This window comes from Citrobacter sp. CK202, from assembly GCF_030333225.1.
GTDB classification, from domain to species: Bacteria; Pseudomonadota; Gammaproteobacteria; order Enterobacterales; family Enterobacteriaceae; genus Citrobacter_B; species Citrobacter_B koseri.
Genome location: NZ_JAOWGI010000021.1, coordinates 88,866 through 114,221, shown reverse-complemented (window position 1 = coordinate 114,221; position 25,356 = coordinate 88,866). Strand labels below are relative to the sequence as shown.

Sequence of the window (25,356 nt, the reverse complement as noted above, 5' to 3'; positions counted from 1 at the left end):
TGAGGAAAAAATGGGGTCCACCAGAAGAGGGATGCTGAACGTCCTGATTGCCGCCGTATTATGGGGAAGTTCAGGAGTTTGCGCGCAGTACATTATGGAACAAAGCCAGATGTCGTCGCAGTTTCTGACCATGACGCGTCTGATATTCGCCGGGTTGATTCTGCTGATGCTCTCGTTTGTTCACGGCGACAAAGTATTCTCCATTTTCAAAAACCGCCAGGACGCCCTAAGCCTGCTGTTCTTTTCCATCATGGGGGCGCTTACCGTACAGCTCACCTTCCTGCTCACCATTGAGAAATCCAATGCCGCCACCGCAACGGTGCTGCAATTTTTATCGCCGACGATTATCGTGGCGTGGTTCTCGCTGGTACGGAAAGCGCGCCCCGGCATTCTGGTGCTGACGGCCATTCTCACCTCTCTTATTGGCACCTTTTTGCTGGTAACACACGGTAATCCGACATCGCTGTCTATCTCGCCTGCCGCGCTATTCTGGGGGATTGCCTCCGCGTTTGCCGCAGCGTTTTATACGACCTGGCCCTCTACGCTGATCGCGCGTTACGGCACGCTTCCTGTCGTTGGCTGGAGCATGTTGATCGGCGGCGTGATATTGCTGCCCTTCTATGCCGGGCAGGGAACGGATTTTGTGGTCAGCGGCAGCCTGATTCTGGCGTTTTTCTATCTGGTGGTCATCGGCACATCGCTGACTTTCAGCCTGTATCTGAAAGGGGCGCAAATGATTGGCGGGCCGAAAGCGAGCATTCTGAGCTGCGCGGAACCGCTAAGCAGCGCGTTGTTATCGCTGCTGTTGCTGGGCATCAGCTTCACCCTGCCGGACTGGCTTGGTACATTGCTGATCCTCTCGTCGGTGGTGCTGATTTCAATGGATTCCCGCCGTCGCGCCCGGGCGGCATAAGGCAAAAGAGTGGACTCCAATAATCTGGTCCACTCTTTTATCGCTTATAATGTCGCGTTAATGTTTATTAGCCTTTTGTATAATCTGCAATTTTTCTGGTCGATAAGCTTACGCGTCAGCGCCCAGCGCTCCCGATAAACCAGTTTATCGCTCACATTTAATTCCAGTGCGATTTCTTTAACCGACATGCCTTGTAAGAGATGAAACACAATTTGCTGCTCACGCAGCGTGAACAAGAAACTACTTGAACGGCATTTTCTATTACCATTAATCACCGCATTACAATGCACCATGAAAGCATCCATGCGCTCCCTGACCGCCGTAAGGCCATGCAGTCCGGCAACCGAAAGAAAAGAGGTATGGTCAGGGTTATACATATCGACAAAAAAGAGTATATGATTAAAACGCATTCGCTTTATCTCTTCCCCTTTTGCCGAGAGGGTAATATCGTGTTCGAGCGTGCGACTGCGTTGTTTATACGTCGCATCAAACCGCAATGAAAACGGAATAAAATTACTGTACTTATCGATCAGGTGAAAGGGTATATCTTCATTAAGCCCCATTTTCAATCCTGATTCATGCAGGGCATCTTCAAAAAGTGTATGAATGGCAATACCATCATAAATATTTTTCGTCAGGTAAATAAATTTAAAACGTAAGGATGAAGGGTTAAAATTAAGCATAACGTTATCCTTCGCATTAGTAGTTATAGGTATTGACCACGCCATAATCATCAATCCATGAGAGTGTTTTGACTGTGCCCTCCCCTTTTGTGTTTTTGGGTAAAACAACCGTTTTAGTTGACAATGGTGCCCAAAGACCATCATCAGGTAATTGCTTTATTTCTGTACCGTCATTCAACGTAAGATCCATTAATGTTACGTACAAAGGTGAGTTATTCTTTACTAACAGGCAGCGTTTTCCTCCACAATCAGATAAAGAGATGTGTAATTCTTTTATACTTTCCTCAAGGGTGATTGCTGCCAGTGCAGTGGGCCGCCAGAATAACTTCACCCGAGTACGAAAAGCGACCTGTAGCGCGCCCTTCTCCGCTTTACTATCAGCCACAGGAGGGACTTCCAGCGTGTTCAGCCAGAATAAAGATTCTCTGTCAGCAGGTAATGTATGCTGGTCGCCAGTAAACTGCACCCGCACCGCCCGGGATGTTTTTCCTTCAAGCCGAAAAATCGGAGGTAAAATGATAAACGGTGTTTTAATCTCCTCGGGACGATCAAAAATATTGTCTTTTTCAGTCCACAACTGCAATAAAACGGGTTTCAGCCCTTCATTGTAAATAGTAAATGATGTTTCGCGCGCCTTTTCATTAATTATCACTCGCGTGTAATTAATATACGTTGCCGACATAGCCGATGACGGCAATAAAAGTAAAATCAGGAAGTGGTTCAGAACATATTTTAGCCGTTTCGCCATGCCCCCTCCTCTATTTATAGACAAGGGTGAATGTCACTGCACCTCTGACATCGCCAGAAGAGACATTTGCCGCAGTCTGATATAAACCGGCACGTAGTGGCACGGTATAATTCGCATTGTCCTGAGCCGGATCATAATCCGTCAGGAGATATGCCGTATTAAACGACAGAGGGATATTCTGATCGTCCAACAACTGGATACCCACGCCACTCGCCGTTGAGGTGCTCGCCAGCGCAAAAACACCGTTGGCGTTATCAATAATGGCCGTGGTCGGCGTAAACAAATAGCTGATGCTCGATAACCCTGCCGGGCATTTTGTAAAGTTCAGATTAAAATCAGTACGCGCAGCGGTATAACCTATGCCACTAAAATCAGTTCGGCTAACAGCCGGTAAATTAACCGTAACATCCGACGTCGTACAGGTTCCCCCGGTGGTGGATATGATCAGCCCTCCCGCCAGAAAATCAGCGATCATATAGGTGCCGCTGCCAACAGACGTACTGCCCCCGTATGTCTGGTAGTGTCGCATATACATCGGGTCAAAGACGGAAGTGCTGCCTGCGGTTAACGATGTCGAGGTTTTTACAAAACGGATTTGGACATCCACGCCGAGATTCCATGAACTTCCATCGCCTGTCACCGTAAATAACTGCGAAGGCGTCTGCTGCCCTCCGGTCGCAATAGTAAGAGGATACCAGTCGCTGGTTTGCCCTTTTACCGTATAGCGCCAGCGAGCGATATACCCCAACCCGGTTTTTACCGTCGTGTTATAGACAGTATACGTTTGCCCATCGACCTGGGTAGTTCCCCAAACGGTGTAGGGGGGATACCCCTGTACCGCCATCGGGATGGCGTAGCTTTGATAATTGGTACGATGAGAGCAGGTCCATGCCGTCGGGTTGTAAGAGGTCGCCCAGGTCCCCAGCAAATCACCGACGGCAGCATCTTTACCCACCTGTACGGTCGTAGAGTCAAAGTACTGGTAGTAGCCATTGGTACGCTCACAGTTCACCCACGTCCCGTCCGCTCGCGCCACGCCGCACATCGCCGCCAGTGCCAGAAAAGAGAGGGCAATGCCCGTTACGATAGTTTTCATCTTTCACTCCTTAATTACTGGCATACCGCATCAGCCCGACGTAAGTCGGCGACATCTGCGCTTTTCTGCTCTGATAAGCGGTAACTGAACTGGCACTCCTGACCCGATCCACTTCCCCATTTCACGCGCAATTTGCCCGCCAGATTCTTAACGCGCGCAAAACTTTGCCCACCCTGGGCGATGTAACCGACAGTATTGCCGCTCTCATCGACCACATCGGCGCCAAAAGGCAGCACATCACCGGCATGGCGGAGAGTGAAAAGCACGGAATACCCTGTATCCGTGGCGTATTTCATCAACACCACGGCACCTGCGGTAGGGACGCTGTTCTGGCTGGTGACGTCCAGGGAGATATCATTCGATAGCCCCCGAGGGTCGAGCTCAATCGTGTTCTGGCGATAGGGTGAGAGGTAAGGCACTGCGGCATTACCATTGCGGTTAAGGCTAAGGCTGCTGTTGTTTGCCACCTTTGCGCCTCCCGCATGTTCCGCTTCAATGACCGCCATGGTGTCCCCCATGATCGGCGTCAGCACAACGCCATTTTGCCAGGCGACAACACCGCCAGAGAGGTTCATGCCGTATTGCTGGTAGCCCTGGCCTGCTGAGAAACTGCCGCCCATGCTGGTCCACGGCGAAGTCCAGTTACCACTGACGCCGCCCGTGGTTTTATTGCTGCTATGGTCGTAGTCATCCTGATTGACGAACGCGCCCCAGTTATACTGACGGTTCTCCCCGGAGGTGCCGGCGATTGAGTTTTGCAGCCCCCGATGCCCGCTTTCCTGAACATAGGTGGTACTGAGATAAGCCGAGCGCGCGCTGTTCCCTAACGGCAGGGAAATCCCTATCGCGATTTTGTTATCCCATTTGTCTTTCACTAAATCGCGGGTACGGCTGGCGTTGAGGTTAAAATTGAACCACTTGAACGCATTGGTGTAACCCAACTGATACTCGGTATCACGCCCGCTTTTGTTCCAGTAATCCTGAGTGCTGGCACTGAGATTAATGCTCCCAAGCGTCTCGGAAATAGTCTGCGTTGCGCTGAGTTGCAGACGATTCTTGCGGTTAATGCTGCTGGAATAAGCCCCTTTATTTGTCCGCTCTAAATCACGCATCAACATCGCATCGTCAATATCGTAATAACCGGAGCTGGAATAACGATAGCTCGCCAGGGTGATATTGGTATCAACGACGGGCAGAATCCTGGCAAATGAAAAGCGGATGCTCTGGCCTTCACGCTTACTGTTATCCGCAAGCGTCGTTCGCGCATGTGTTATGTCAGCAGAAAGCGCGCCAATGAGCGTATTGAGCGCGACGCCACCTGCGACCGATTGATAATCCTCCCCGCCCATCGCACCGGTGTAAGTGGTCAGTAAGTTAGTAAAACCATGACGGAATGTCCCCATCGCAATCTGTGGTTTCTCATTCACGGAGGTATTCCGATAGCGCCCCGCCATCAGCGAATAGCGACTGGTTCCCGGGCGGAGCAGTTCAGCGATGGAAGCATAGGTCACGGTAAAGCTGTGCTCACTCCCATCTGCCTCTTTAATCGTTACCAGCAGATCGCCGCCAGTGCCATTGGGGTACAGGTCATCAATACGGAACGCGCCAGGCGGAACCGTTGTTTGATAGATACGCGCGCCGCGCTGACTCACGCTGACGAGTGCGTTGGTGTTTGCAACACCGCTAATGACTGGCGCATAGCCTCGCTGGGAATCCTCATACATACGATCGTCAGAAGTCAGCATTACGCCCCGAAAACCAACGCTGTCGAAGACCTGGCCATCCGTGGTGGAATCACCCATCACCAGTTTGCTGCGCAGCGGAATAATGCCGCGCTCAAGATAAGTGCTGGTTGAGTCATAATGCCAACCCTGATCGTTGTTCCAGTTGAAAACACCGCGATAGCGTAAGCGCCAGGCATCCCAATTGAGCCCTCCCATCAGGCTCAGATACTGAGATGACATAGAGTCCGTTCCAGACATCTCTGCATGCCATGCGTTGTAATCATATTGCAACGTCGCAGCAGGAATACCGTTATCCCATAATTCAGGATTAACATAGCCGCGAACCTGGCGAAGCAGCCATATCTGAGGCGCCTGCACATTGATGCGCTGTGTCGTCACATCGTAATAAGCTGTTAAATCAGAAGATATATCACCAATACGCACACAACTTTCATTATTCTTTAACGACTGGCGCAGCATTGGATCAATTTTATCAATATCGATTCCCAGCGTTGATATCAGCTTCAGCGTAAAACACGGTTTGGCTACCACGGCATTGCTTTTATCATTTTCGAACTTAACTTCACCACGCCCTCGCCATTTGTCGTTCACATACAGATCGACATTATATTGTCCCTGCGGAACCGGGTTTCCCTGAGAATAGTTGCTAACATCAATCGCTGAGCGTAAAAAATCGCTATTAAATTGCACTTCATCATTTTCAGCGAAGGCAACCTGAACAGAAATAAAAGATAAAACAACGAATTGAGCAATGCGGGTTAATCTCAGAGGACAAGAAATAACGTTATGGGCTACTTTATAATTTTTGCTCATTTGTTGTTTCTCCACCATAATCATTTATTACACTGTAAAAAACTGAAGCACCGCTCAATTGCGTCGATTTTTTATTAGCGAGCGGAAATACTATTTCGCTTTTTGGCTTCACCATACGCTGGGGGAAGTTTTCTACAGCAGCTAATACAGCTGACCCTGTTGTTCGACGAATCTCAACCTTGCTGAAAGTGATGTAATAGGGAGAGTCGTTTACTACTTTTATGTTGTTCCCTTGTTGGAATATTTTTAATTCTTTATAAGACTGTAATGGTGTTGGTTGCAGATTATCCGGGCGGTAGAATAATTTTATTCGGGTACGAAATGCCAGTTGCATATGTGTTTTGCCCGACGTTGAATCCTGTGCTTTTGGCGGAATTTCCAGCATATTGAACCAAAACAAGGACTCCCTGTCCTGCGGCAATGACGGGTTCGTCGCCATGATTCGCACAGCTTGCCCTTTCGCCGGATCAATACGAACAACGGGAGGAGCAATGAGGAACGGAACCGTGATCTCCCCAGGCTTTGCATTTGGGTTACCATCATCCATCCATATTTGTAAAAGATAAGGATTATTCCCCCGGTTTTTTAACTGAACCGTTGATTCCTTGTCTTTTGCATTAAATACAATGCGTGTTCCGTTAATCACAACGTCAGCCATAGCATTCAGTGAGAACGCCGAAAATAACAATACCAGCCCGGAAGATAATATCTTTAACATCTCATCACCTCATAATCAGGAGTAAAGGACGCCGCCTTTACTCCTGTCTTTATTACTCGTAAACCATGGTGTAATCGACCTGAGTCGTTACAGAACCCGCAGTAGATGCGCCAGTAGCATAATATTGCGCAAAGTAATTCAGCGTACCGTTTCCAGAAGAGATATCGACAGGGATATCATTCTGGCCATTCGCTACTGAAGCCCCTGCAACAATGGCGTTACGATCGGCGTTTAATAATTGAACCTGCACGTTAGTCGCTGCATCTGCCGCTGCTGAATCAATGTTCAGACGACCGGTTGTGCTATCAACATAAGCGCCAGGTTCGAAGTAGGTGCTGGCGGTATTTAAAGATGTTCCTGAGCAGTTACTCAGCGAGATAGTGAACGGCGTAGCACCTGCCGTTGCGCCTGCTGCGCCGAGCGTAGTAGACGAAACGGTTGGCAGCGTTACCGTTGCATCATTACTGCCACCGTCGACAGAAATAGTACAAGTTGTATCAGTAATTTGTCCGTTAATTGTAATAGTTCCATCCACTGCAAATGCTGAAGCAGTAAATGCTGAAGTGATAACCATTGCTAACGCGGATAACGCATAATTATATTTACGCATAATAAATTCCCCTGGTGTTGTTGATATAAATGAACGACGTATTGAATGTGTTATTAAGGCAAAACAAACCTCACCCCATTATCAAAAATGAGTACTGAATAACACCTTCCGGTTCCATTGACATAATATACGCAAAACTTTCATCCGCAATATTAGGATTTTTCAACCAAAAGAAATCAAATCCAAATGCTTACAGGAAAATAAAGTACCGCATAATATCTGCGCTATTCACCATGCAAAATATATCGATAACCAGGTTTTTATAAGACAGTATCAGTTAAAAAAAGATAAAATTTTATAAATCAAATAAATTGATCCAGATCACTGCACGACCCAAAACAGTCGAAATTTAAACATATAAAAAACACAATAAAAACCAAATATCAAACAAACAGGAACAAAACGATCACATTTATTGCTGCATTATTAGCCAGAAAACACCACTTTTAGAATTACGAGAATAATCCTGACAATACGACTAAAGTATTTTATATAATTTATTAATAATTAATGAGTTATTACAAACAAATCATTTTTTTAATTTTTTGCAAGAATAATCCTATTTAGATTCTAAACGTAACTATTGTTAAGCCAAGGTTACAATACATACCATTTCCAGGAATTTTACCGGAACGATCTTTTCTTTTAATCACCTACTATTTCTCAGTATAAAAATCTAAAGATTGCTTACCACAACCTTACAAAAAAGGACAATCCACTATTAGAATCGGCTTTTTTGAGCACAAAAAAGAATGGAAGGGGAAAGTTTGTTGAAAACTCCGAACGGGGAAAAAAGAAGAGAAATTTCGCTATTGTCGTTAAGCGGGAAATACCATGCTGCATGTTATCGCCAGAAAAGAGTCTCTGGCGATAAAGTTCATTTAACTTAAAGCGTTACCGATCACCACCCCGGCACCGCGCCACCGTTAAAGATAGTCTCTGCGGCTTTCGCAACTTCCGGCGACTGATAAGACTGTAAAAACGCTTTCACATTTTCAGCATCTTTGTTGTCTTCCCGCGCCACCAGTATGTTCACATACGGCGAGTTTTTATCTTCGATAAAGACGCTGTCATGTACCGGCGAAAGTCCGGTTTGCTGGATGTAGGTGGTGCTAATGATCGCCACATCCACTTTCGCATCGTCCAGTACGCGCGGCAGCTGCGCGCCTTCCAGCTCCATAATATTCAGATGACGTGGGTTGTCGGTGATATCCAGCGCCGTTGGTAACAGACCTTTCCCCTCTTTCAGGGTAATCAACTTCTCTTTTTGCAGCAGCAGGAGCGCACGCCCGAGGTTAGTCGGATCGTTAGGAATGGCGATCGTCGCCCCGTCTTTCAGTTGATCAACCGTTTTAATTTTTTTCGAGTAGCCCGCCATCGGGAAAACAAAGGTGTTGCCTACCGCTACCAGCGTGTAGTTATGGGCTTTGTTATCTTGTTCGAGGAACGGTCGATGCTGGAACACGTTGGCGTCCAGTTCGCCGTGATTGGTCGCATCGTTAGGCAGCAATGAACCGCTGAATCCTACCAGTTCCACATCAAGACCGTACTTCTCTTTGGCGACTTTCTTCGCGACTTCCGCCACATCCTGCTCGGCGCCGTTAATCACGCCGACTTTGATGTGTTTCGCATCGCTGCTTTGCTGATCGCACCCCGCCAGCAATATGCCCGCCAACAGTACCGCCGCCCCTGCCCGTAAATGAGGTATCGTCAATTTCACGTTTTTATCCTTATTAAATAACCATCTGATGGGTAATGAAATGACTATAGCGGGAAGGCCGCTGCGGTTTAAAAAACGAAAAGGCATCAGCAAGAAGAAAAAGGCATATACAAAAGCCCGGTGGCGCGAACGCTTGCCGGGCCTACGTAAACTACGCCATCAAACCAGCGCTTTCACGATCTCCATTAACCTGACGATATCGTCAGGCCGGGTGTTTCCGGTTTGCGGATCGATAATCGAGCTGTAAACATGCGGCATCACGCGCGGCACGCCCGCCTCCAGACAGGTTTGCAAAATAACGCCGAAATTTTCCAGGGAAATGCCGCCGGTCGGTTCGATCAGCGTCATCCCGTTGCGGGCTGCGCTGGTTGCCAGCACATACAGCTCCGGTAACGACGTCTCGCCGCCCATCGGGAAAAACTTCGCCGCGTGCGCCCCCATATCCTGCATCATGCGTACCGCTGCATCGCAGGAAACGCGGGCCGGCGTCCCCTGGCTGCTGCAAACGCCAGTGGAGATAAGCACCTCGCCCGGCGTGCCTGTCGGGCTGACCAGCGCGTTGATATGCGTTTTCTCGCCGCCCGTTGCCGCCAGCGCGCCAGCGGCAAAACCACATCCGGTAAAGGTCTGGTTGACGTGCGCCGGGTGTACCTTTGCAGCAATCATCGCCGCCTTATAGTATTGCGCCGGATCGCCCGCTCCCAGCCCCACGGAGATGCACGGCACCTCTGCCATCCAGCGTTTTACCTCCTGAACACCGTCCTCCACTGAGGCAAACTGTGCGGAGAGGACGCCGATCGCCGCATGGCCTTCGGCAGCATCATAGATTTCCCTGGCATTGGCGATATCTTTCGCCAGTACGTTAATCGCCACACGATTACGATAAAAATTAATCTGCTGCATGGTCGGCAATCTCCTTCAGTCGCGCCACGATTAACGCCATTTCCCCTTCTGCGACCGTTCGCGGGTCGAGGCTGAAAACGCCCTGGTGGAGGTTATAGCGACGGGCATAAATGGCGATATCGCCGCCGCGCAGCTGAGCTTCGACTTCGCGGGCATCCCGCCCCAGTTCACGGGCATTCACCCGAATACGAATACGCCAGATCGCGCGCCCGGCCTCATCCTGCTCGATATCCGCACTCAACCCACGAATCGCTGAAATGGCGTCGGCTACCGGCTGAAGCTGTTCGGCGGTGACTATCGTCTGCCCCTGGTGATAATTCTCCAGCGCATATACCAGCCCGACCATATTCTCCTTACCGATCTTCATCGCTCTGGCGATGCCGTGATGCTGCGCTTTGCAGGCGGCGATCCACGTTCTCTTGCCGGTGATAAATCCAGAGGTTGGCGCATTGAAGGCTTTCGCGCCGCTGTAGACAACCATATCCGCGCCGCTCGCCACCCAGACGTGCAAATCCTCCTCCGCAGCAGCATCAACAATTAACGGCAGGTTGTGGATCTGCGCCACCTGGACGAAGTCTTCAATGCCCAACATCCCCTTTTGCACGCAGTGATGTGATTTCACATACAGCAGGGCAGCGGTGTCATCGGTAATCGCACTCTCCAGTTGCCAGCGCGCGGCCAGGTTGCTCGACCCCACTTCCACTACGCGCCCGCCACCCAGACGGATTGCGCTGGTGATCGGCGCGCCGTAATCCACATTATGCCCACGCAGCATCACCACTTCATTGGCCATACCGGAACTGTCCGGCATCTGCGTGACCCGGGCCCGATCGCCACGGGTAATAGCGGCGGCAACGGCAATCGCAATTCCCGCCGAGGCGCATGAGGTGACATAACTGTCTTCCGCGCCGGTATAGCGGGAGACCCGCTCACCGGTTTTTTCTACCAGCTTGTCGATCTCGACAAAAGCGGAGGCCGCACGCGCCGTGGCGTGCATCACCTCCGGCGCGACGCTGGAGACGCCAAGAATCGTCATCTTGCCGCAGGCGTTAATCACCTGCTTTAGCCCCAGCTGTTGATAGATATTCTGTGTCATGGCTTACAACACTCCCAGCAGCGAGCAGACCACGCTAAGCGCCACAATCGACAGCAGAATGGTGGTATAACGCGGCCCTTTCTTCACCAGAAAGATATAGATGGCAAATACTGCCGCCAGCGGCAGCAGGCCAGGCGCAATCGAATCGAGGATCTGCTGAACCACCACTTCAGAACCTTTCAGGGCGCTGATTTTCAGCGGGGTGGTGATCTTGACGTAGCTCGCCGACAGCGCCCCCATCATGATCAGCCCCAGCACGTTAGCGCCGTAGATCAGTTCCTTGATTCGCCCCCCTTGCAACAGCCCGACGATGGAATCACGTCCCAGCGTATAGCCTTTGTGAATCAGGCCGTAGCTGATCGCCAGCGTAATGGCCGGATAGAGAATCAGCGGCGCAATACCCCCGAATGCGCTGCCATTGGCGGCGAACGGAATAAAAATCGCAATCAACAGCGGCATCACCGCCGCCCAGACGATGGAATCACCCATCCCGGCCAGCGGCCCCATCAGGCCGGTTTTAATCCCGGTGATGGAGGCGTCGCTGATCGGTTCGCCACGCGTTTTCTGCTCTTCCATAGCGATGGAGATGCCCTGGATCACCGCGCCAAAGGTCTGTTCTGAGTTAAAGAAGTTCAGATGGCGCTTCAGCGCTTCCACCTGTTCCTCTTTTTGCGGGTAGAGTTTTTTGATGATCGGCGTCATCGAGGCGCAGAAAATCAGGCTCTGTAAACGTTCATAGGAGTTAGAAACCTCCGCGCCCAGCCAGTAGATAAACCACGCCCTGGTGATGTCCGCTTTGGTCAGCGATCCGGTTTCCCGCGCACGCTCAACCAGTTCATGTTGCATTACGTCGCTGCTCATCATGCTGCTCCTTCATTTTTCGCCAGGCCTTTAATCAGGAAGGCCACACAGGTGCCGAAGATTGCCATCGCCATGATGTCAACCTTGAGGTACAGCACCGCGAAGAATCCACCGATAAACCACGGCAGCAGACTCTTTTTGCCGATCACCATAATGGTGATGGCGAAGCCCAGCGCCGGGAGAATCCCGCCCATGATTTCAAAGGAGTGGGTCAGCCAGTGCGGCATCAGCTTGAGGAAGCTTTCCACTACGTTCTGGCCGAAATAGTTGGCGGCGAACACTACCGGGAAACGCAGCGCCAGACCGAGTAACGCCGGGTAAAGGAAAGCGCAGCGCATAATGCCCGCCATGTTTGCCGTTTCCGCGTGTTTGTCGGCCATATGTACCCAGGCGGCGTTCAGCGTACGGCGTAGCTGGTCGAGGAATACGCCGATCACGCCAAACGGAATCGCCAGCGCAATCGCCAGGTTGGGGTCCATTCCGGCTTTAACCGCAATGGGGATCGAGATACAGGCCGCCAGCGCCGGATCTGACGGCACATTCCCGCCCGGCGTCGAGGTCACGCCCAGATAGACGAGCTGCATACCCGCCCCGATGATCATCGCCGTCTGCATATTCCCGAGCAGCAGCCCCACAAAGACCGCGACAACCACCGGCTGAAGCAGCATGGCGGAGAAGGTGTAGCCAAGGCGTAATCGGGCAAACCAGTAATACAACCCCATCAGGCTTGCAAAGACTAAAGTATCCATAGTGTTATCCCATTATCAGAGGGTTAGAATTTTTTCAGGATATCGTCCAGCGACTGTGGTTTATCTTCCGGGATAGTCTGGAAGAACACCTGAATCCCACGACTTTTCAGGTCGTTAAGAATGCCAACGTCTTTTTCATCGAGCGTAATGTTCTGGAAAACCGCTTTGCGGTTTGGCCCGCCGCCTAAGCCCCCAACCTGAATGGTGGTGACATCAAATCCCTGCTGCACGGCCTGTTGAATGGCCGCCAGAGACGGGAACAACACCAGCACATTGCCGTCGCCGAGTTGGTTTTCTTTCCACGATGCCGCAAAGCTCTGGTTGCTGTAGCAATCCACTTTGATGTTTGGCGGCGCGGCCATCAGGTAGATGTTTTTCATAAACGGATCGGCGTCCAGTTCGTCACTGACCACGGCAATCCGGTTCGCCTGGGATTGTCCGACCCACTTCGTCACGACCTGCCCATGAATCAGACGGCTGTCGATGCGACATAACACGATGTTTGCCATAATGATTTTCCTTATTGTGATTGTTGTAATTGACGAACATGGGCGACGACATCCAGACAACTGCTGCGCCCGGCTTCCACCAGACCGCTCACGCAGGCGGTAAGCGGGCCGTGTTCGCGCCGATCCAGCGCCTCCAGCAGCAGCGAGGCGTTCAGCCCGGAAACCACCGCCACCGGATAATCCGCACTCAGTCGTGCCGCCACATTGGAGGTCGTGCCGCCAACAAAATCGGTCAGAATAAGTGAGCCTTCCGGCATGGTTTTCACCACGGCTTCGACACGTTGATAAAACTCGCCCAGCGTATCCACGGGCATGAGCGCAATTTCTGTTACGCCTTTAATTTCCCCCATCACCATGCGAAGGCTGTTGCAGAGTTGTTGTCCCCAGCCGCCATGCGTCAGCAGCAGGATCTGGGGCAAGGATTCAGTGGTAGTCAAAATGGCCTCCTGGCTCGATTACATGAGACTGGCAATGCCCGATAGCGCCATCCGGCACACATTGCCCGGTGGCGCTACGCTTACCGGGCCTACGAACCGGGCCTACGAATAGCAAACGCCATCCGGCAAAACTCATCAGAGTAAGAGCAAAGGCTGTGCCAGGATTAGTGTCACGCGAGGGGAGAAGAGAGGTCTGGCGAGGCGCAGCGCCACGCCAGATAAGGGATCAGCTATAGAGTAATTCGTAGATATAAAAATATTCCGCGTCCGATAAACGGATGGCATAAGCCTCTTCAATCGGCAGGAAAGCCGATTTGATGACACTAAACGCGCGGGCATCCAGATCCGGTTTGTTTTCCAGCGCCATCTGTAACGGTTTTCGGTTAATCACGATACGCTCGACCATGCAGCAGCAGTGGATCAGGAAGCGCAGTGTCACCTGGCGGCTTGGTTTCAGCGAAAGCGCGGTGGTCAGATGGTTAAGCACCCCTTCCATTTCTTTCAGAATGCGCTGCGGGTTAAGCACTGAAATATGGTTGATGATGCTCTCCATCGTCAGCGCGCTGATAAAGCGCATTGCGCTACGTTCCATTTCCAGGCGGCGTTCAGCGCTGGTGAGGTCCGGCGTTAACAGGCTCAACACCAGTTCCGGCCCTTGCTCAGAGAACAATTCCTCCAGCGAAATGAATGGAATATCCGGCAGCCCCGGCTGGAAAGTGCCAACAATACCCGCCAGTCGTTCACTGGCATGCAGCGACTGCTGGACGCGCTCCAGGCTGCGAACATCGTTGTAATCGAGGATCACCATCCGCGTGTCCTGCGACATCAGCTCGCCAAAACTCTCCTCCAGCACCTTTTTGATTTTTTCCGCCGTGCCCATGCCGGTAATACAGGAGATAACCAGCACTTTGCCGCCGTTTTCCTGCTGTGGCGTACAAAGCTGGCAGGGGATGCTTTTACCCTGCATTAACGCCGCCAGCTGCGGCAGGTCGCTGGTTTCATAGCTTAAATCCAGCCCCACCTCCAGCAGGCTGGTCAGGGTTATATTTGGCATCAGCAGAACGTCAATCTGGAATAATTTGCTGATCGTACTGCCAAAATGTACCAGCGAGCCGATGTCCACCATCAGGATCAACCGCTGATAACGTCGGGTCTGAATCATCTGGGTCAGGGTTTCCAGCGTGTCATGCACCGACTGCTCAAACGGCATATCGATAGCACTGAACAACTCGCGCTCCAGCACCCGATTCACATACTGCGCCATGCTTGTGGCCGTTGTTGCGCCGTGAGCAATCAGGATCACCCCGCAGTCCGGGCTGGCGTCGATACGCTGACGATAATGACGACACTCTTTGAGGAACAGACACAGCCAGACCACTTCCGTCGCCGGACACTGAATATGCAGCAATTCATTGATTTTTCGGCACAACAATGTGGCGTTGTCGTACTCATCTTTGCAACGATCGAGGATCAGGCTGGAAGAATAAAGCTGCGGGATCAGGCCGCGCTGAACGTAGCCAATCAGCGCCAGAAAATGTTTACGCAGCGGATTTACCAGGTTCTCCGGCAGCGTAAACGTAAGCACCTGCTCCACGCAGCCAATAAGCAGCGTCACGCGTTCCTCAATCTGGTCGCCATAACGCGGCGGATGCGCAATATTGTCGCGACTGTAGAGGCCATATTCAAAAATCGAGCTGAGCTTATTTTTCAGGATCGCCAGCGTTTCCGCCGGAGGCACGTTACTGTTGCGCAGATTGACGTATTCGCGGGTCAGGAAGCTGTAAAAAAGATCGCTCTCTTCAATCTCAGCGCCCGTCGCCAGCGACGTTTTCAAGGCGGGCAACGTGCGCGCGTCAACGTTCAAGCGCTCTTTGCCATCAAACAGCGTGTCCACCAGCAGACGTTGCTCCGGCGTGGCGTTAAACGGCATTTCCGCCAGCCGTTTATCCAGTTGCAGCGTATCGTTATGCTCCGTCATCCCCGACGCCCACGCCTGAGCGCAGAGGAACTGGATATCACTCTTGAGCTGGCCGATGTTGCCTTCCAGCGGCTTATTCAGCAGCCAGAGCAGCAGCGTCTTGTCGATACTCACCGTGCGCTCAATTTTGCGACTTTCACGTTGCAGAAAGCCGACAATCAGCTCCACCTGTTCTTCGATTGAACGCTGGCGAATGCCCGGCAGATCGATACAGACCTGAATACGCCGCTGAAAAGTACGCAACAACGCCGAACTTACCGGTTCTGTCGTCGCGCAAATCAGGCGTACCGATATCGAACGCGCCTTGCTGCTTGCCCCCAGCGGACGGTATTCACCTTTATCGAGAATGGAGAACAGCTTTTCCTGCCCTTCATATGGCAGACGGTGTACCTCATCCAGCAGCAGATAGCCGCCGTCCGCCTGCTCCACCAGGCCAGGTTTATTCTCGCTCGCTCCGGTAAACGCCCCCTGTCGATGACCGAACAAGTGCGAAGAGAGCAGTTCCGGGTTATGGGCATATTCCGCACAGTTAAAATAGACCAGCGGCGGCGGGGAGCCTGCGGCGTGCTCGCAGGCAAAGCGGTGCATCAGTTCAGCAAAGAAGGTTTTACCAACGCCGGAAGGTCCGGTCAGCAACACATGCAACCCGTGGGGGTAAAGCACTGCGGCGCGGCCTTTTTCTACTGCATCGCGCAGGCTGCGATCGTAGCCAATCAGACCGGTAAAGGGATCGTCGATTGTGTGCCCTTCCTGACGCGGCAACAGATCGGCAATCGTACGTACTTCACGTTCGGCGTCATCCAGCTTACGCCCCAGCAGCGTTTCCAGCGCCTGACGGTGCAGGAAAAACACCGGGCGGCCCCGGCTTTTGATCGCCAGACCATCATTGCAGAGTTGATTGAGATCTTTACTGACCGAGTTGCGCGCCAGCCCGAGGTTAAAGCCAATGGCTTCCGCCGTAAATGCCGTCTCCTGCGCCAGATCGGCAAGATTCAGCCCGCGCGTCAGCCGTTCGAGTTCCCCCAGTATTACCTCAATCCGTCTCATCTCTTTACCGCTTAAGAAATAAATGATTGTTCAGAACATACACTATTCTGCTGCGCAAGAAAGTGAGAGAGCGGGGAGAATCCGCCTACAACTTACAGACGAGACGGTTTTGCGAAGTAATGCGGACCGCTGAGAGAGTCGTGTTCTGTCTATACTTATGCTTAAACTTTGAATACTGGATGATGACGATGAAACAAACCGCTCTGCTGCTCTTTACCGCCCTTCTCGCGCTGCCAGGCATTGCGTTGGCTAACTCGCCTTATAGCTCGCTTCAGACCGCTAACGAAAAAAGCACCGTCCTGAAAGAGCTACGCAAAATGTGTACGCCGCAGGCATCGCTGTCGGATGAGGCATGGGAGAAAATGATCATGTCGAATGAGAGTAATCAACAGCACATCCGCGAAGCCATCGTGGCGATAGAAAGGAACAACCAGAATAACTACTGGGAAGCGCTCGGCAAAGTCGAATGCCCGGATATGTAAAACGTCATGGGTGACCGAATCGTCACCCCTTTTGATGTATTATCGCGTCGTTTGTATGCGAACTTTTACCGTCACCAGCAGCGCCGTCAGCAACATCAGGCTGCCGGAGAGCGCCAGCGGCGACAGCAGACCAAGGTTATCAAGCGCATAGCCGCCAACAGCCGCACCGCAGGTATTGGCAAGCTGGATCACCGCAACCTGAACGGACCCGGCTTTTTCCGCCTGATCGGCAAGCGTACGGGTGATCCACGTTGACCACCCTACCGGCACCAGCGCAAACGACAGCCCCCAGACAATCGCGATCCCTGCCGCCACCACTTTTTCGCTTCCCCACAACGTCAGCACCAGCGCGCTGACGGCCAGAACCAACGGCGCGCCTGCCAGCGCCAGTTTGACCGAGCGTTTAAGAATAAAAGAGGAGAGCGACGTTCCCACAAAACTGGCGATGCCAAAGCTCAGCAGCACCAGCGTCAGGCCATCGACATCAAAACCCGCCAGATTCATATACACCGGGCGGATGTAGGTAAAGAACGCGAACTGTCCGGCAAAGGACATAAAGATGGCGATCATCCCCGCCATTACGCCGGGACGTTGCAACAGACTGAAGATATTTTGTTTTTGGTGAGACGGTTCGCCAGGCAGCGAAGGTAACGATTTCACTACCCAAATAACACACAGTACGCCCATCACCGCCGCTGCGTTAAAAACATGACGCCAGCCAATAATCCCACCTAAAAAACTGCCCAGCGGCGCGGCGATCACCAGCGCGATGGAGACCGCGCCAAAAATAACCGACAACGCTTTAGGCACGGTACGCGGCGGCACCAGACGCATCGTCAACGAAGCCGACATCGCCCAGAATCCCCCCAGCGCCAGCCCCAGGCAGGCACGCCCGGCCAACAGCAGCGTGAAGGAAGTTGCAAACGAGACCAGCAAACAGGAAAGCGTTAATAAAACGGCAAACAGGATCACCACATAGCGACGATCGGTCGCCTGAATAATTTGGGTGATAAACAGGCTGGCAAACATGGCGACAAACGCCGTTACCGTTACCGACTGCCCGGCGACGCCTTCAGAGATTCCGAGGTCCTGCGCCATCGGCGTCAGCAGGCTGACGGGCAAAAACTCAACGGTGATCAGGCAGGCAACACAGAACGCCACAGCGAAAACAGCCGACCAGTTTGGCCGGATAATCGTCTCAGCATGGGATTGTTCTTCGATTCTTGCACTCATTTCGTTACCTGCGTCTTTCTCTGCCAGAAAAGCCGTGCAGTGTAACATCTAAAGTGTGACGCATTTAACGTTTTAGCAACTATATTAATAGCCGGATGGCGCTGACGCTTATCCGGCCTACAGATTCATCGTGCCTGCGGGAATGGACGACCTCAATGCAACCAGTGCACGCCATCTTCAGGTTGAAAAAGGGCGTTGTAGCGTATCTGGAAGGCGTTAATCTCTTGCATATCCGGTTCTATTTCGCGCAGAAACCCCAGCGCCAGGCGTACCTGCGCGTCAGTAATTGGCGCGGCCAGACGCGTTTTTTGCAGCTGACGATACCACTGTTGCAGGTTCTGATCGCTGCCATCCACAATCACGATCTGCCAGATCAGCAATATCTGGGCGGCATTTTGCAGATGTGATTCATCAGGACGATGCAGGTACTGTAAAAACGCCTCTCCAGGCGCTTTGCCCATCTGGTCGATCATTGATTCCACCGGCACCACGCTGATGCCCAGACGCTCGCTTAACCGACGAATCGCACGCCGGGCCCCCGAGGTGAGCACCCTGAAGCCAACAATAAACACCACGACCAGCGTGGCCAGCATGATCCAAATCATAACCTGCCCTGTTAAACCAACTTTGCAGAAAGCGCCTGACAGGCTTCACGAACCCACTGCGAATATTGTGGAATGCACTCTTTTGGCATTTGCAATTCAACACCGCTGATACTGATCGCAGCAATCACCTCATGATTACGATTAAACACCGGCGCAGCGATACAATAAATACCTGGGGAATCTTCCGCGTTATCAAAGACCCATCCTTGCTCACGGATTCTGGCAAACTCCTTTAGCAAGGCTTTCTTACTGGTGATGGTGGTCTCAGTGTATTGCGGTAACTGCTCATCCGGCAAAAGTTCGTCCATTTTGTCCTGCGGTAACCAAGCACAAAGCGCTTTCCCCACGCCGGAACTGTGCATCGGCAGCTTTTTACCGACCCAGGTACGAATACCGATTGGCTGAGTGTTCTCAAGCTTCATCAGGTAAATGGGCGCGACTTCATCCAGGATACCCAGATGGCAGGTCAGATCAGTTTGCTCACGCAATTTCTCCAGAACAGGCAGAGCAACGTTGCGGATATCAAATTGCTCCAGCGAACGATTACCCCATTCGTACAATTTCAGGCCCAGGAAAAAGCGCCCCTTTTCCAGACGCAAAAGGTGATGTTCGACCAATGCGTTTAACAATGATGACGTGCTGCTTTTAGGTAATGCTAAATCTTGTTGGATCTGGCTGAACGTCGCCCCTGGTGTATTGAAGAGGTAATTACAGATTTTTACCGTCTTATCCAGTGCGGGAACAGAGGTCGTAATATCCTGGCTCATACGAAATTAATCTTTTCTATTCATAGACTCCTCTCAGTATACCGCAATCACTTTCCTCAGGAATGCGGCTTTTTTGCGCATAGAGGAAGCACAGGCAATTCCTGAAATGTTAACCACCTAAATCAGATCGCTATCACAATTGTTCATTTGTTCTGCAAAAATCATTGACGAATGATTTGGATATTTGCTGTACTAATTTCAATATACAGAACATTAGTTCCATATACTGAACAAGAGGTAGCAATGTCGAACGTATTTAAAGGTATCTTTCCGCCAGTCCCAACCATTGTTGACAATCATGGCGAATTAGATCGCGCCGGAATGGCCACCATGATTGACCATGTCATTAACAACAGGGCTGACGGAATGCTGATTCTGGGCAGCGGCGGCGAGTTTTCACATTTTTCCACTGAGCAGAGAAAACAGATCGCCGAATTCAGTCTGCAATATGTTGCAGGAAGAGTACCAGTGTTAATTGGTATTGCCTGCGCCAGCACCGCAGAAACCATCCAGTTAGGTGAACACGCACAAAACGCAGGCGCTACGGGCGTACTGGTGGTGAATCCTTACTATGCGAAACTCAGTGATGACGCGCGTTTTACGCATTACAAACGCATTGCCGAAGCACTCAGTATACCTGTCTTTTTGTATAACTTCCCTGAGTTAACTGGCCAGGATATCGGTCTGGACGTGATCACCCGACTCGCCCGTGAAGTGCCTAATATTGTAGGAATTAAAGACACCATTGATAACATCAGCCACACCCGGGAAATTATTAATCGCGTCCACCCATTCCGCCCGGAGTTTATTGTCTTTAGCGGTTATGACGAATATTTGCTTGATACGCTATTGTTGGGCGGTCACGGTGGAATCCCTGCAACATTTAACTTTGCCCCACACATTACCAGAGGCATATATCAGGCATTTATTCGTGAAGACCTCACTACGGCTAAAGCACTACAGCAGCAACTGGCAACGCTTTCTCCTCTGTATGCATTAGAACAGCCTTTTTTTGGCGTCATCAAGACAGCTATCAAATTAACTGGAGTGGATATTTCAACTGCCGTAGTTCCACCAGCCTTACCACTCAATGAGGAAAAAACAGCCCTTGTTCGAAATATTCTGGCCCGTATTACTCTGTAAATCAGCATGAGAGCAATGATAATGAACATCAACCCTGTACTAAAACTCAATCCAAAAGATGATGTGGTTATCGCAAGACAGTGTGTTCCCGCTGGCACCTGGCTTGAAGAAGAACAAATTACAGTTATCAGCGACATTCCCGCAGGACATAAAATTGCCCTACGCTCACTAAACATCGGGGAGGCAGTGAAACGGTATGGGCAGATTATCGGTTTCGCTACCCAACCTATTCAAGCCGGCGAGCATATACATATGCACAACCTGGGCATGGGCGATTTTGAGCGTGATTACGCCTGGGGCGTGGATCGGCATTCCCCCACACCCGCCGAACATCAGGATATATTTCAGGGAATTCGTCGCGCTGACGGGCGTGCCGCCACGCGTAACTATATTGGCATTTTAAGTTCGGTTAACTGTAGCGCGACGGTCGTCAGAGCGATTGAGGATCATTTTCGTCTACACGGTCTGGCCGATTACCCAAATGTCGATGGCGTGGTGTCGCTTCCACAAAGTTTTGGTTGCGCGATTGGCTCTAAAAGTGAGTCCATGGCGGTCATGCGGCGCACGATGGCAGGTTACGCCACACACGCCAACTTTGCTGGTGTCATTATTATTGGGCTGGGTTGTGAGTCCAGCCAAATCAAAGACATGATGAATGCCCATGGGTTGGAAGATGGTCCAATGATGCACAGCTATACTATCCAGGACGTTGGCGGAACACGGCATGCCATTCAGAAAGGGATTGATCTGGTAAATCAAATGCTTCCCCTCGCGAACCAGGTCATCCGCGAACCCATTCCCGCCTCGGAAATTATTCTGGCGCTGGAATGCGGTGGCTCTGACAGCTATTCCGGTATTTCCGCCAATCCAGCGCTCGGCTATGCGGTGGATAAGCTGGTACAGCAGGGTGGCACGGCCATTCTGTCTGAAACATCAGAAATTTATGGCGCAGAACATTTATTGACCCGCCGCGCTGTCTCGCGCGAGGTTGGCGAAAAACTGATTGCGCGGATTCACTGGTGGGAAGACTACTGTCGTCGCAGCGGAAGCGAAATGAATAACAACCCTTCAGCAGGTAATAAGGTTGGCGGACTTACCACGATTCTGGAGAAATCCCTCGGCGGTATTGCCAAAGCCGGAACCACTAATCTGACAGAGGTTTATGAATACGCAGAACCAGTTACAGCAAAAGGGTTCGTCTTTATGGATACCCCCGGCTATGACCCTATTGCCGTTACCGGGCAAATCGCAGGCGGCGCGAATCTGCTTTGCTTCACCACTGGCCGGGGTTCGGCATTTGGATCCAAACCAACGCCCAGCCTGAAACTGGCTACCAACAACGCGCTCTGGCTGCGCCAACAGGAAGATATGGACATTAACTGCGGCACCATTGTCGAAGGTGAAGAGACGATCGCAGAAGTCGGTGAACGTATTTATCAAATGATCCTTGATATGGCATCCGGCAAAAAAACAAAAAGTGAAGAATTTGGCTATGGTAGTCAGGAATTTGTCCCCTGGACAATTGGCTCCATAATGTAACGCTCCACAATATAACAATACCTCGTACCGCCATGCTCACTATGAGCATGGCAAGGAGTTCCTATGTCTATTGTTAACGTAAATACTGAAGAAGAAAAATTAAAGGCTACAACAGTAAGATGGCGAATATTTATTATTATGCTTTTGTTGGGTGCGATTAATTATATTGATCGCACATCGCTTTCTATTGCCATGCCCTATATTACCGATGAATTTGGCATTACTGATACCCGGGTTGTCGGTGTTATCCATAGCGCTTTCTTCTGGGCTTATGCACTGATGCAAATTCCCAGCGGCGTGATTGCAGATAAGTTCAAAGCCAGAAATATTATCGCACTGGCTACCATCTTATGGGGAGCATTCCAGGCCGTTGCCGCCTTATGTCACTCCATTTTCACGCTTTCACTTTCCCGTCTTGGTCTGGGCGTCACAGAATCCCCTATCATGCCCGCAGGCGCAAAATTAATGGGGACATGGTTAACGCCAACTGAGCGTGGGCGCGGCTCAATGTTGCTCGATGGCGGCGCGCCATTAGGAACCGCGCTGGGTGCGGTCATCATCGCCGGGTTGATTGCCTTTTTCGACTCGTGGCGTATGGCATTTGTTGTCGCGGGGGTTGGCACGATGCTCGTCGGTTTACTGGCATGGTGGTATATCCGTACTTATCCGTCAGAACACCCACGTATTAACCAGGCGGAACTGGACCATATCACCGCGGCAAACGGCCCAGCCACCAACAGTAAAAAATACCGTCTCGCTGATATCAAACCTTACCTCAAGCAGCGCAATGTGCTTGCGTTGATCGGCGGATGGGTATGCTACAGCTTTGTGTTCTATGGCCTGATGACCTGGCTGCCGCTCTATTTCCAGGCCACTTATGGCTTTGATATTAAGTCGATGGGTGGCGCGATGGCGCTGATCTTCCTGCTGTGCTTTATTGGTCAGCTCACAGGCGGTTACATCATGGATAAATGGCGCAGTAAAGGCGCAAAAACCAGCCGCGTTATGCATACCATGTTGGCAATTTCCGCCACTACCGCAGGGGTAGGGATTTTTCTGTGCGCCCAAAGTTCAACACCAGCCATTGCGATTACGTTGCTGACAATCGCGCTCTTCCCGTTACGTTGGGCCAGTGTCTACTGGTCAATACCGGGTCTGCTGGGAGCACAATCGGTAGCAGGGACTATCTGTGGCACCATGAACTTTACCAGTAACCTGTTCGCTGCCATTTTGCCTATTTTTATCGGCTTCCTGGTGCAATCTACCGGTAATTACTATGCCGCGATGATGTTCTTTGCGCTGGCCGCAGTGGGTTACCTCATCTGCTCGCTGCTCATTAACTTCGATAAAAAAATGGATATTGCTGAAAAGTAATTACCCGTCTCCGGCCCGCTCGCGGGCCATTTTTTATGGCATCAGGAACGAAGTATGTTCAATTCAGAGAACTTTATTGCCGTCGACTGGGGCTCCAGCAACCTACGCCTGTGGGTTTACCAGAAGGGGAGCTGTGTCTGGCGTCACGCCAGTCATGATGGGGTGATCAATCACCATGCAGGGCAGTTCAAAGATATTTGGCTGACATTGCTCGAACAGTGCCCACACACTCTGGCAGATAATACGACGGTTATCATGAGCGGCATGATTGGCAGCAATATTGGCTGGGTAGACAGTCACTATTTACTCTGTCCGGTTTCCCTGCAAACCCTGTCGCAGCATCTCACTCAAGTTCATGACGCGGGCCATCTCCCTGTATTCATCATTCCTGGTTTGCAGTTAGCGGGATCTGAAACCTGTAACGTGATGCGCGGTGAAGAAACACAGCTTCTTGGCGCGTTATCAGAAAATAGCTGGTATGCCTTCCCTGGCACCCACAGTAAATGGGTACGCATGGAGAACGATACGGTCCGTGATTTTCAAACCATCATGACCGGCGAATTTTTCCACCTGCTGACCCGACACTCCATCGTGGGAAAACACGCAACGGTACAACAGCACAATGTCGATGCTTTTTTAGCGGGCGCAAAACGTGGTCAACATGAAAACTGCCTTTCTCGCGGCGTCTTTGATCTCAGAGCACGAACACTAAGTCATATCCTTCCTCAGGACGCGCTTTTTGATGCCTTATCCGGTCTGCTGATCGGCCATGAAATCGCACAAATGCTGCAACATTACGCAATCCCTGCACACGAAGAAATTGTACTGGTCGGCAGCGACGAGCTGCTCGTCCGCTACCAGACCGTATTCCAGCTTTTTGGCCAGCGCTGTCGCCTCCTCAACGGTGAAACAGCATTCATTAACGGCATCAGGAGTGTTTTACATGAACATCCGTAATCCTTTAGTCGCAATACTACGAGGTATAACGCCCGATGAAGTTCTGGCGCATATTGATGTACTCGCAACAGCAGGTTTTACCACCGTAGAAATTCCGCTGAATTCCCCCGACTGGCAAACCAGTATCGCCATAGCCGTTGCACACTATGGTCAGACGATACATATCGGCGCAGGAACCGTGACCGCCGTTAGCGAAGTTAACCTGTTATCCGCATTCAAGTGCTCGTTTATTTTGACGCCGAATACCGACCCGTCAGTTATTGACGCGGCACGAGATGCCGGAATGACGACCTGTATCGGCTGTCATACCGCCAGCGAAGCGTTTGTCGCGATCCATCACGGCGCCAGCGCATTAAAAATTTTCCCGGCAGGCGAACTGGGGCCAGGATACATCCGCGCATTAAAAGCCGTTCTACCGACGCATATTCCACTCTATGCCGTCGGTGGCATCCGTCCCGACAATCTGGCTGACTATCTGAATGCAGGATGCATTGGCGCAGGATTAGGCAGCGATCTGTACCGCGCCGGACAAACCGTAAACCAGACGGCAAAAAATGCCCAAGCCTTTATCGAGGCGTGGAACGCCTGTAAGCAGCAATAAAAAAGCCCGGCGCCAGGCCGGGCAAAACG

The 25,356-nt window shown here is 51.3% G+C and carries 24 protein-coding genes; 7 read left to right on the top strand and 17 right to left on the bottom strand.

All coding sequences use genetic code 11. From position 1 onward, the window contains the following. The first annotated feature begins 10 nt into the window (after positions 1 to 10). A complete protein-coding gene (locus OGX84_RS06255) occupies positions 11 to 913 on the top strand; it encodes a carboxylate/amino acid/amine transporter (protein WP_024131066.1) in 903 nt (300 codons plus the stop codon). Between the two features lie 44 nt (positions 914 to 957). On the opposite strand, the gene OGX84_RS06250 is transcribed toward OGX84_RS06255, so the two are convergent. From OGX84_RS06250 to dagR, 14 genes are all read right to left on the bottom strand, one after another. Beyond that, complete coding sequence (locus OGX84_RS06250; protein ID WP_012135796.1) at positions 958 to 1,596, bottom strand: helix-turn-helix domain-containing protein; 639 nt, start codon at positions 1,594 to 1,596, stop codon at positions 958 to 960. A gap of 16 nt (positions 1,597 to 1,612) precedes the next feature. Next, positions 1,613 to 2,344 (bottom strand): fimbrial biogenesis chaperone, encoded by a 732-nt coding sequence (locus OGX84_RS06245; protein ID WP_012135797.1) that lies wholly within the window; start codon positions 2,342 to 2,344, stop codon positions 1,613 to 1,615. 10 nt (positions 2,345 to 2,354) lie between these two features. After that, complete coding sequence (locus tag OGX84_RS06240; protein WP_049008083.1) at positions 2,355 to 3,440, bottom strand: fimbrial protein; 1,086 nt, start codon at positions 3,438 to 3,440, stop codon at positions 2,355 to 2,357. A 14-nt stretch (positions 3,441 to 3,454) separates the two neighbouring features. Further along, positions 3,455 to 5,875, bottom strand: coding sequence for a fimbria/pilus outer membrane usher protein (locus OGX84_RS06235; protein WP_286457575.1), 2,421 nt, complete (start codon positions 5,873 to 5,875; stop codon positions 3,455 to 3,457). 106 nt (positions 5,876 to 5,981) lie between these two features. Beyond that, complete coding sequence (locus OGX84_RS06230; protein ID WP_286457572.1) at positions 5,982 to 6,716, bottom strand: fimbria/pilus periplasmic chaperone; 735 nt, start codon at positions 6,714 to 6,716, stop codon at positions 5,982 to 5,984. Positions 6,717 to 6,768: 52 nt separating this feature from the next. Continuing rightward, the gene (locus OGX84_RS06225; RefSeq protein WP_112001393.1) at positions 6,769 to 7,326 is read right to left on the bottom strand and encodes a fimbrial protein; all 558 of its coding nucleotides are present in this window, start codon (positions 7,324 to 7,326) and stop codon (positions 6,769 to 6,771) included. A 901-nt stretch (positions 7,327 to 8,227) separates the two neighbouring features. Further along, entirely contained in the window at positions 8,228 to 9,046 is an 819-nt protein-coding gene (gene nlpA / locus OGX84_RS06220) for a lipoprotein NlpA (RefSeq protein WP_024131067.1), read from the bottom strand. Positions 9,047 to 9,205: 159 nt separating this feature from the next. Next, entirely contained in the window at positions 9,206 to 9,949 is a 744-nt protein-coding gene (gene dagF, locus OGX84_RS06215) for a 2-dehydro-3-deoxy-phosphogluconate aldolase (RefSeq protein ID WP_112001392.1), read from the bottom strand. Next, a complete protein-coding gene (gene dgaE / locus OGX84_RS06210; protein ID WP_112001391.1) occupies positions 9,936 to 11,045 on the bottom strand; it encodes a D-glucosaminate-6-phosphate ammonia lyase in 1,110 nt (369 codons plus the stop codon). Before dgaE ends, dagF begins: the two co-directional genes overlap by 14 nt. A gap of 3 nt (positions 11,046 to 11,048) precedes the next feature. Further along, positions 11,049 to 11,909 carry a PTS system mannose/fructose/sorbose family transporter subunit IID gene (locus tag OGX84_RS06205; protein WP_181574527.1) on the bottom strand — a complete coding sequence of 287 codons (861 nt, stop codon included), beginning with the start codon at positions 11,907 to 11,909 and terminating at the stop codon, positions 11,049 to 11,051. Then, entirely contained in the window at positions 11,906 to 12,655 is a 750-nt protein-coding gene (locus tag OGX84_RS06200; RefSeq protein ID WP_012135807.1) for a PTS mannose/fructose/sorbose/N-acetylgalactosamine transporter subunit IIC, read from the bottom strand. The genes OGX84_RS06205 and OGX84_RS06200 overlap by 4 nt, the downstream gene beginning before the upstream one ends. A gap of 23 nt (positions 12,656 to 12,678) precedes the next feature. Beyond that, positions 12,679 to 13,164: a PTS sugar transporter subunit IIB gene (locus tag OGX84_RS06195; RefSeq protein WP_042323421.1), complete on the bottom strand. Its 486-nt coding sequence runs from the start codon at positions 13,162 to 13,164 to the stop codon at positions 12,679 to 12,681. Between the two features lie 11 nt (positions 13,165 to 13,175). Continuing rightward, a complete protein-coding gene (locus tag OGX84_RS06190; RefSeq protein WP_024131069.1) occupies positions 13,176 to 13,601 on the bottom strand; it encodes a PTS sugar transporter subunit IIA in 426 nt (141 codons plus the stop codon). A 226-nt stretch (positions 13,602 to 13,827) separates the two neighbouring features. Then, on the bottom strand, positions 13,828 to 16,626 hold the full coding sequence (gene dagR, locus OGX84_RS06185; protein ID WP_071259145.1) for a transcriptional regulator DagR: 2,799 nt from the start codon (positions 16,624 to 16,626) through the stop codon (positions 13,828 to 13,830). 188 nt (positions 16,627 to 16,814) lie between these two features. On the opposite strand from dagR, the gene OGX84_RS06180 reads away from it, so the two are divergent. After that, positions 16,815 to 17,108 (top strand): YicS family protein, encoded by a 294-nt coding sequence (locus OGX84_RS06180; protein ID WP_024131070.1) that lies wholly within the window; start codon positions 16,815 to 16,817, stop codon positions 17,106 to 17,108. Between the two features lie 39 nt (positions 17,109 to 17,147). Here OGX84_RS06180 and nepI read toward each other — a convergent pair whose 3' ends face one another. The 3 genes from nepI to OGX84_RS06165 all read right to left on the bottom strand — a co-directional run bounded on the left by nepI (position 17,148) and on the right by OGX84_RS06165 (position 19,713). Beyond that, entirely contained in the window at positions 17,148 to 18,341 is a 1,194-nt protein-coding gene (gene nepI / locus OGX84_RS06175; protein WP_024131071.1) for a purine ribonucleoside efflux pump NepI, read from the bottom strand. A 152-nt stretch (positions 18,342 to 18,493) separates the two neighbouring features. Further along, the gene (locus OGX84_RS06170) at positions 18,494 to 18,946 is read right to left on the bottom strand and encodes a DUF1198 domain-containing protein (protein WP_012135814.1); all 453 of its coding nucleotides are present in this window, start codon (positions 18,944 to 18,946) and stop codon (positions 18,494 to 18,496) included. 11 nt (positions 18,947 to 18,957) lie between these two features. Continuing rightward, positions 18,958 to 19,713, bottom strand: a complete 756-nt coding sequence (locus OGX84_RS06165; protein WP_012135815.1) for an IclR family transcriptional regulator — start codon at positions 19,711 to 19,713, stop codon at positions 18,958 to 18,960. A gap of 243 nt (positions 19,714 to 19,956) precedes the next feature. On the opposite strand from OGX84_RS06165, the gene OGX84_RS06160 reads away from it, so the two are divergent. The 5 genes from OGX84_RS06160 to OGX84_RS06140 all read left to right on the top strand — a co-directional run bounded on the left by OGX84_RS06160 (position 19,957) and on the right by OGX84_RS06140 (position 25,327). Next, positions 19,957 to 20,856: a dihydrodipicolinate synthase family protein gene (locus tag OGX84_RS06160; RefSeq protein WP_024131072.1), complete on the top strand. Its 900-nt coding sequence runs from the start codon at positions 19,957 to 19,959 to the stop codon at positions 20,854 to 20,856. A gap of 21 nt (positions 20,857 to 20,877) precedes the next feature. Then, a complete protein-coding gene (locus tag OGX84_RS06155) occupies positions 20,878 to 22,395 on the top strand; it encodes a UxaA family hydrolase (protein ID WP_172958463.1) in 1,518 nt (505 codons plus the stop codon). Positions 22,396 to 22,458: 63 nt separating this feature from the next. Continuing rightward, the gene (locus tag OGX84_RS06150) at positions 22,459 to 23,769 is read left to right on the top strand and encodes an MFS transporter (protein ID WP_012000761.1); all 1,311 of its coding nucleotides are present in this window, start codon (positions 22,459 to 22,461) and stop codon (positions 23,767 to 23,769) included. Positions 23,770 to 23,823: 54 nt separating this feature from the next. After that, a complete protein-coding gene (locus tag OGX84_RS06145; protein WP_049008034.1) occupies positions 23,824 to 24,726 on the top strand; it encodes a 2-dehydro-3-deoxygalactonokinase in 903 nt (300 codons plus the stop codon). Then, positions 24,713 to 25,327 (top strand): 2-dehydro-3-deoxy-6-phosphogalactonate aldolase, encoded by a 615-nt coding sequence (locus OGX84_RS06140; RefSeq protein WP_012000764.1) that lies wholly within the window; start codon positions 24,713 to 24,715, stop codon positions 25,325 to 25,327. The genes OGX84_RS06145 and OGX84_RS06140 overlap by 14 nt, the downstream gene beginning before the upstream one ends. The last annotated feature ends 29 nt before the right edge of the window (positions 25,328 to 25,356 follow it).

Bases quoted from the DNA above. Each gene is read 5' to 3' on its own strand.
- OGX84_RS06255 (WP_024131066.1), top strand. From the start codon at position 11: ATGGGGTCCACCAGAAGAGGGATGCTGAACGTCCTGATTGCCGCCGTA.
- OGX84_RS06250 (WP_012135796.1), bottom strand. From the start codon at position 1,596: ATGCTTAATTTTAACCCTTCATCCTTACGTTTTAAATTTATTTACCTG.
- OGX84_RS06245 (WP_012135797.1), bottom strand. From the start codon at position 2,344: ATGGCGAAACGGCTAAAATATGTTCTGAACCACTTCCTGATTTTACTT.
- OGX84_RS06240 (WP_049008083.1), bottom strand. From the start codon at position 3,440: ATGAAAACTATCGTAACGGGCATTGCCCTCTCTTTTCTGGCACTGGCG.
- OGX84_RS06230 (WP_286457572.1), bottom strand. From the start codon at position 6,716: ATGTTAAAGATATTATCTTCCGGGCTGGTATTGTTATTTTCGGCGTTC.
- OGX84_RS06225 (WP_112001393.1), bottom strand. From the start codon at position 7,326: ATGCGTAAATATAATTATGCGTTATCCGCGTTAGCAATGGTTATCACT.
- dagF (WP_112001392.1), bottom strand. From the start codon at position 9,949: ATGCAGCAGATTAATTTTTATCGTAATCGTGTGGCGATTAACGTACTG.
- dgaE (WP_112001391.1), bottom strand. From the start codon at position 11,045: ATGACACAGAATATCTATCAACAGCTGGGGCTAAAGCAGGTGATTAAC.
- OGX84_RS06205 (WP_181574527.1), bottom strand. From the start codon at position 11,909: ATGATGAGCAGCGACGTAATGCAACATGAACTGGTTGAGCGTGCGCGG.
- OGX84_RS06200 (WP_012135807.1), bottom strand. From the start codon at position 12,655: ATGGATACTTTAGTCTTTGCAAGCCTGATGGGGTTGTATTACTGGTTT.
- OGX84_RS06195 (WP_042323421.1), bottom strand. From the start codon at position 13,164: ATGGCAAACATCGTGTTATGTCGCATCGACAGCCGTCTGATTCATGGG.
- dagR (WP_071259145.1), bottom strand. From the start codon at position 16,626: ATGAGACGGATTGAGGTAATACTGGGGGAACTCGAACGGCTGACGCGC.
- OGX84_RS06180 (WP_024131070.1), top strand. From the start codon at position 16,815: ATGAAACAAACCGCTCTGCTGCTCTTTACCGCCCTTCTCGCGCTGCCA.
- nepI (WP_024131071.1), bottom strand. From the start codon at position 18,341: ATGAGTGCAAGAATCGAAGAACAATCCCATGCTGAGACGATTATCCGG.
- OGX84_RS06170 (WP_012135814.1), bottom strand. From the start codon at position 18,946: ATGATTTGGATCATGCTGGCCACGCTGGTCGTGGTGTTTATTGTTGGC.
- OGX84_RS06165 (WP_012135815.1), bottom strand. From the start codon at position 19,713: ATGAGCCAGGATATTACGACCTCTGTTCCCGCACTGGATAAGACGGTA.
- OGX84_RS06160 (WP_024131072.1), top strand. From the start codon at position 19,957: ATGTCGAACGTATTTAAAGGTATCTTTCCGCCAGTCCCAACCATTGTT.
- OGX84_RS06155 (WP_172958463.1), top strand. From the start codon at position 20,878: ATGAACATCAACCCTGTACTAAAACTCAATCCAAAAGATGATGTGGTT.
- OGX84_RS06150 (WP_012000761.1), top strand. From the start codon at position 22,459: ATGTCTATTGTTAACGTAAATACTGAAGAAGAAAAATTAAAGGCTACA.
- OGX84_RS06145 (WP_049008034.1), top strand. From the start codon at position 23,824: ATGTTCAATTCAGAGAACTTTATTGCCGTCGACTGGGGCTCCAGCAAC.
- OGX84_RS06140 (WP_012000764.1), top strand. From the start codon at position 24,713: ATGAACATCCGTAATCCTTTAGTCGCAATACTACGAGGTATAACGCCC.